Source organism: Romboutsia sp. MSSM.1001216sp_RTP31141st1_G3_RTP31141_220114, from assembly GCF_039031195.1.
GTDB classification, from domain to species: domain Bacteria; phylum Bacillota; class Clostridia; order Peptostreptococcales; family Peptostreptococcaceae; genus Romboutsia_C; species Romboutsia_C hominis.
The window spans coordinates 86,315-93,025 of sequence record NZ_JBCIUO010000008.1; the positions used below are offsets into that span (position 1 = coordinate 86,315).

The 6,711-nt window shown below is 29.5% G+C and carries 3 protein-coding genes and 1 rRNA gene; all 4 read right to left on the bottom strand.

Annotated features, from left to right (window positions below):
• Positions 1 to 4 precede the first annotated feature (4 nt).
• Positions 5 to 1,573 (bottom strand): murein biosynthesis integral membrane protein MurJ, encoded by a 1,569-nt coding sequence (gene murJ, locus ABCP60_RS11880; protein WP_343101814.1) that lies wholly within the window; start codon positions 1,571 to 1,573, stop codon positions 5 to 7.
• Positions 1,574 to 1,730: 157 nt separating this feature from the next.
• On the bottom strand, positions 1,731 to 5,258 hold the full coding sequence (nifJ, locus tag ABCP60_RS11885) for a pyruvate:ferredoxin (flavodoxin) oxidoreductase (protein ID WP_343101815.1): 3,528 nt from the start codon (positions 5,256 to 5,258) through the stop codon (positions 1,731 to 1,733).
• 100 nt (positions 5,259 to 5,358) lie between these two features.
• Complete coding sequence (locus ABCP60_RS11890; RefSeq protein ID WP_343101816.1) at positions 5,359 to 6,495, bottom strand: MFS transporter; 1,137 nt, start codon at positions 6,493 to 6,495, stop codon at positions 5,359 to 5,361.
• 112 nt (positions 6,496 to 6,607) lie between these two features.
• Positions 6,608 to 6,711, bottom strand: a 5S ribosomal RNA gene (rrf, locus tag ABCP60_RS11895); the annotation flags it as partial.

Below are 6,711 nucleotides of genomic sequence, written 5' to 3' on the forward strand. Positions count from 1 at the left end.
AAATCTATCTTTTATAAATAATTTGTCTAAACTTTGATTTAATCATATAAGCTACTTCTTTTGATTCTCTTATATTAAAAATTAATGTTAATATTATATATATAATTAACCCAATTAATGTAGACCCTATACAAGATATTGCTATAAGTTGTTTTTGTTTTTCAAAAATATTCATTCCTAGGTTAACTATCTCATAGTATGAAAATCTTATTATTAATCCCATAATAATTGATGCTATCGCTACTTTTATAAAAGTTATTATTGTATTTTTCATACCTATTCTTCCTATCTTTTTTCTAAGAGATATAAATAATAACACAGACGTTGCTATAGCAGATATAGAACTAGCTAAAGCAAGACCACCTATACCCATATATTTAACTAGGACAATAGATAATATTACATTTATTATAACGGATACAGTTGCATTTTTTACTGGGGTTTTTGTATCTTGTAGTGAATAAAATGATTTAGAAAGTATCTCTCTTAATCCATACGCAACTATACCCATAGAGTAATAAAGTAGTGCTGTTGATGTTAATTCAGTAGCTTTTGAGTTAAATGATCCATGTTCAAATAACAAAGTTACTATAGGTGTTGATAATCCCATTACTATAACCATTATAGGCATCATAGCTATCAGTGTTATATTTAAAGATTTTGATACGTTATATTTAAAAGCTTTTATTTTTTTTTCACTAGCTAATTTAGATAGTATTGGATACATTACAGTAGATAAAGATATTACTATAATACCTACTGCAAACATATTTAGCTTATTTGCATAGTTTAGAGCTGTTATACTCCCAGAATCTAGTGTAGATGCTAAAGTTCTATTAACAACTGTATTTATTTGGTTAACATAAGAACCTAGAAATACTGGCAATATAAGATATAATATCTTTATTATATTTTCGTCCTTTAAATCTATAATAAATTTATACTTATATCCATGTTTAAATAAAAATGGTATCTGAAATAAAAGCTGTGCTATATATGCAAATAAAGTACCATATACCATAAAATATGAGTTTGTTATTGAGCCTAAAGCTATTGCTATCATTACAAATATATTAAATGGTATCGTTATTAAACCTGATATGTGAACATCTCCTGATGCAACTAAAAAAGATGTTATTAAACCATTTATAGCTATAAATATCATAGAAAAAATTAATATTCTAGAATAAGATATAGTTAAATTTAACACCTCTCCTTTAAATCCCATAGCAAATATCTTGACTATATATGGAGCAAACAATATCCCTATCGCGATTAATATCATACTTATTACAGTTACTATATTTAATACATTACTTGTAAATTTATATACTTCGTCTATTCCCTTTTTCTCTCTTATACTAAAAAACATTGGTATAAATGTTGTTCCAAGAGATGCACTTATACCATCAAATAGTACTACTGGTATATTAAGTGCTGTAAGATATGCGTCTGTTATATGACCTGCACCAAATGTCCTCGCTAGTACTATATCCCTTAAAAAACCCGTCACTTTTGATGTTAATATTATAATCATTAAGATAATAGCTGCTTTTTTTGTTGTTTTAGCCATATTAGATCCTCATTTCTAAATTTTGTTATTATAATTTATTTTTCTAATAAATTTTTTAATTTAAGCTATTATATAATGATACCACTTTTTTTACTATTATTAAACTTTGTTTAATTTTTATACAAAAAGTGCGTACTTAAAAGTACGCACTCTTTATTTATTTCCCTGCTAGTCTCTTATATGTTTCATATCTTTCTTGTATATTTTCTTCTAGTTGTGTAAATAATTCCTCTGCTACATCTGGGAATTGCTTAGCTATTGCAGAATATCTTACTTGACCCATTATAAAGTCCCTTACATTTCCTTTTGGTTCTTTTGAATCTAAGTTAAATGGATTTTTATTTTCTTTCTTAAGTTCTGGGTTGTATCTATATAAATGCCAATATCCACTAGCAACTGCTTCTGCTTCATTATGAACGCTTCTTCCCATACCTTCTTTTAATCCGTGAGATATACAAGGTGCATATGCTATTATTAATGAAGGCCCATCATATTTTTCAGCTTCCATTACTGCTTTAATAAGTTGATTTTTATCTGCACCCATAGATACTTGTGCTACATATACATTTCCATAACTCATAGCCATCATACCTAAATCTTTTTTCTTAGATCTCTTACCTGATGCAGCAAATTTAGCCATAGCTGATAATGGAGTAGACTTTGATGCTTGTCCTCCTGTATTTGAATATATCTCAGTATCAAACACTAATACATTTACATCTTCTCCTGATGCTAGTACATGATCAAGTCCACCATAATCAATATCATATGCCCAGCCATCTCCACCTACTATCCATTGAGATCTTTTAACTAAATAATCTTTTCTAGCTTTAATTTCATCTACTAATTCTTTAGCTTTTCCACTAAATGATTTGTTTTCTATAACTTCTATAACCTTTTTACTAGCCTCTTTAGATGCTTCTCCATCATTCATAGTATTTATCCAATTTTCAAATACATCTTTATACTCATTAGATTCTTCACTAGCCACTAACTCTTCCATTAAGTCACGTAACTTTAATCTAATTTGTTTTACACCTAAATACATACCATATCCAAACTCTGCATTATCTTCAAATAATGAGTTAGCCCATGCAGGACCTTTTCCTTCATGATTTACAGTGTATGGAATTGAAGGTGCTGAACCACCCCAAATTGATGAACATCCTGTAGCATTTGCTATCATCATTCTATCTCCATATAATTGTGTTACAAGTTTTATATAAGCAGTTTCTCCACATCCTGCACAAGCTCCTGAGAACTCAATAAGTGGAGTTCTAAATTGAGAGTCTTTTACATTATTTGCAGTAACTAGATCTCCTTTATATGATACTTTAGATACTGCATAATCCCAGTTTGGTATTTCTGCATCTATCTGAGTATCTAGAGGTTTCATCACTAATGCTTTGTCTTTAGCTGGGCATATATCTGCACAGTTTCCACAACCTGTACAGTCCATAGTATCTACTTGCATTCTATATTGTAAACCACCAAATGCTTTTCCAACAGCTTTTTTAGTTCTGAAAGCTTCAGGTGCATTATTTACTTCTTCTTCATTTAATAAGAATGGTCTTATAGTTGAATGAGGGCATATATATGAACATTGATTACATTGAATACAGTTTTCTAGTATCCATTCTGGAACATTAATTCCTATACCACGTTTTTCATAAGCTGCGGTTCCTGCTGGGAATGTACCATCTTCTATTCCATTAAATGCACTTACAGGTAAAGAATCTCCTTCTTGGGCATTCATAGGTCTTAATATTTCTCTTATAAATTCTGGCTCATTTTCATGATGTTCTTCACTATCTGTTGCATTTGCCCATGAATCTGGTATATTTATCTTTACTAGAGCACTCTTACCTTGCTCTACTGCTTCATAGTTCATATTAACAACTTTTTCACCCTTTTTACCATAAGCATTACTTATTGATGATTTTAAATATTTAGTTGCCTCTTCTTCAGGTATTATATTTGCTAATTTAAAGAATGCTGATTGCATTATCATATTTATTCTATTTCCAAGACCAATTTCTTGTGCTATTTTAGTAGCATTGACTGTGTAGAAGTCTATATTATTTTTAGCTAAGTAATTTTTCATCTTTGCTGGTAAATGCTCTTCTAATTCTTTTTCATCCCATATTGTATTTAATACAAATGTACCATTTGTTTTTAATCCTTTTAATAAATCATATTGAGTTACATATGATTGATTATGACAAGCTATATAATCTGCACTATCTATTAAATAAGTAGATCTTATTGGTTCATCTCCAAATCTTAAGTGAGACATAGTTACCCCACCAGATTTTTTAGAATCATATGCAAAGTATGCTTGAACATACTTATCTGTATTATCTCCTATTATCTTTATAGCTTGTTTATTTGCTCCAACTGTACCATCTGATCCAAGTCCCCAGAACTTACAATTTATAGTTCCTTGTTTTACTACTTTAAGTTCTTCTTTAACTTCTAAAGATTTATGAGTTACATCATCAACTATTCCTACTGTAAATTGATCTTTTGGATTTTCACATACTAAGTTATCAAATATAGCTTTTATATCTGTTGGTGTTACATCCTTTGATCCAAGTCCATATCTACCACCTATAATCATAGGAGCATTTTCTTGTCCATAATATGCAGCACGTACATCTAGATATAGAGGTTCTCCTATTGCACCCGGTTCTTTAGTTCTATCTAGTACACATATTTTGTTAACACTCTTTGGAATTACTTTTAATAAATGTTCCTTACTAAATGGTCTAAATAAATGAACTTTTACCAGTCCATATTTCTCGCCTTTTGCATTTAATTCATCTATAGTTTCTTCAATAGCCTCAGTTACTGAACCTATTGCTATTAATATTTCTTTTGCATCTTCTGCTCCGTAGTAGTTAAATAATCCATATTGTCTACCTGTTAATTCGCCAATTTTATTCATATAATTTTCTACTATCGGAACTATTTCTTCATAATACTTATTACTTGCTTCTCTTGTTTGGAAGTATATATCAGGATTTTGAGCTGTACCACGAGCTACAGGATGATTTGGAGATAAAGCTCTATTCCTAAATTCTTGCAATGCCTTTTTGTCTAGTAAGTTTGCATAGTCTGAGTACTCAAGTACTTCTATTTTTTGTATTTCATGTGATGTTCTAAATCCATCAAAGAAATGTATAAAAGGAAGTCTTCCTTTTATTGCTGCTAAATGAGCTACGGGTGCTAAGTCTGCTACCTCTTGAACTGACCCTGATGCTAACATTACACATCCAGTTTGGCGCGCTGCCATAACATCTTGATGATCACCAAATATTGATAATGCTTGGGCTGCTAAGGCACGAGCACTTACATGGAATACTCCTGGAAGCAACTCTCCTGATACTTTATACATATTAGGTATCATAAGAAGCAATCCTTGTGATGCTGTATAAGTAGTAGTTAATGCTCCTGATTGTAGTGATCCATGAAATACTCCTGCTGCTCCTGCCTCAGATTGCATTTCAACAACATTTACTTTTTGATTAAATATATTTTTTAAACCTTTAGCTGACCAATCATCCACTGATTCTGCCATATTTGATGATGGTGTTATTGGAAATATTGCAGCTACCTCAGTATAAGCATATGATACATATGCTGCTGCTGCATTTCCATCCATAGTTTTCTTTATTTTTCCCATAGTTTTTCTCCTTCTATGTAAATAATATCATGACTTCTATTTATTATTTTTCCATAAAGCAGCTTTAATATTCTACTTTAATAAATTTATATTATTAATTTTATATAATCCTATCTTTAATATTTCTGTCGTAATATAATGCGCCTAATATAGATAGCATATTACACCCTAATAGAAATAAATTAGCTTTATCCAAGGAAAACTTCTCTATAAAATATCCAACACTAGCAGTTCCAATTATAGTTGATACACTATTAAATATAGCAAATGCTACTAACTGTGATGATGTTTTTAAATTACTAGGAGATATTCTGTCTATTATTATTTTTCCTACTACTAATATTATTGGTAATGTAAATGCTTGTAGGACAGCACTAATATATATAATATTTATATTACTTCCAAACCTTAGGATTAGTATTTGAAGAAATAGTCCTAATGGTGATAATAATAATAATTTGTCAGGACTTAATTTATGCATAATTTTTTGTGCTAAAATAAGCATAGCTATCTCACTTATTGAGCTTATAAAATTAAATATTCCTAAGTTTACAGTGTTTCCCCCTACATATTCTATTCTATAAGGTACTAACTGACAGTATCCTCTAAACGGGATACAAATTATTAATAATATAATTACAGTGAGTATATATTCTTTATTATTAAATAACTCTTTTAAATTTCCACAACCCTTATATTCTTTAACCGTATCTTTTATCTTAATGCTTATAATTAGAGTTAATGACAACATTATTAGATATATTATGTTTAATATATGATATCCATATTTTTCTGTTATAATTCCTGATGCTAATACTCCAAATGCCCACCCAGTTGAACCAAAAACTCTAAAAAATCCAAATTTTGACTTTGCATTTTCTCCACTTTCTATTACCCAACTATCAGGTATACTAGTCAATATATAATAAAAAAATCCCATAATTACAAAACTAATATAAAATAATATTTTAATATTTATAAAAATAGCTAAAGCTGTACTAAACATTACACCTAATAAAGAAAATATAAATATTTTTTTAATTGTTTTTAATTTATCACAGCAACAACCTGCTATTAGTTGTCCCAAAATTCCGCTTACAGTATAAAAACTTATTAATGTAGCCGTTTCTATTGGACTAAACCCTTTATATTGTAAAAATGGAATCAGCATTCCTGCTATACTTGATAATCCAAAGAATAATAGAAAATACAAAAACTTAAATAAAATTAAATCCAATTCATCCCTCCTTAATATAAATAAAATTTAGTATTCCCTATTATCTATAATTTGAGTATAGATAAACAAAAAAGAAACTATTTTTCAATAGTTTCTTAAAATAAAAAAGATTACGTGGCTACGTCTTACTCTCCCAGGGGGTCGCCCCCCAAGTACCATCAGCGCTAAAGAGCTTAACTTCTGTGTTCGGTATGGGAACAGGTGTATCCTCTTTGC

Bases quoted from the DNA above. Each gene is read 5' to 3' on its own strand.
- murJ (WP_343101814.1), bottom strand. From the start codon at position 1,573: ATGGCTAAAACAACAAAAAAAGCAGCTATTATCTTAATGATTATAATA.
- nifJ (WP_343101815.1), bottom strand. From the start codon at position 5,258: ATGGGAAAAATAAAGAAAACTATGGATGGAAATGCAGCAGCAGCATAT.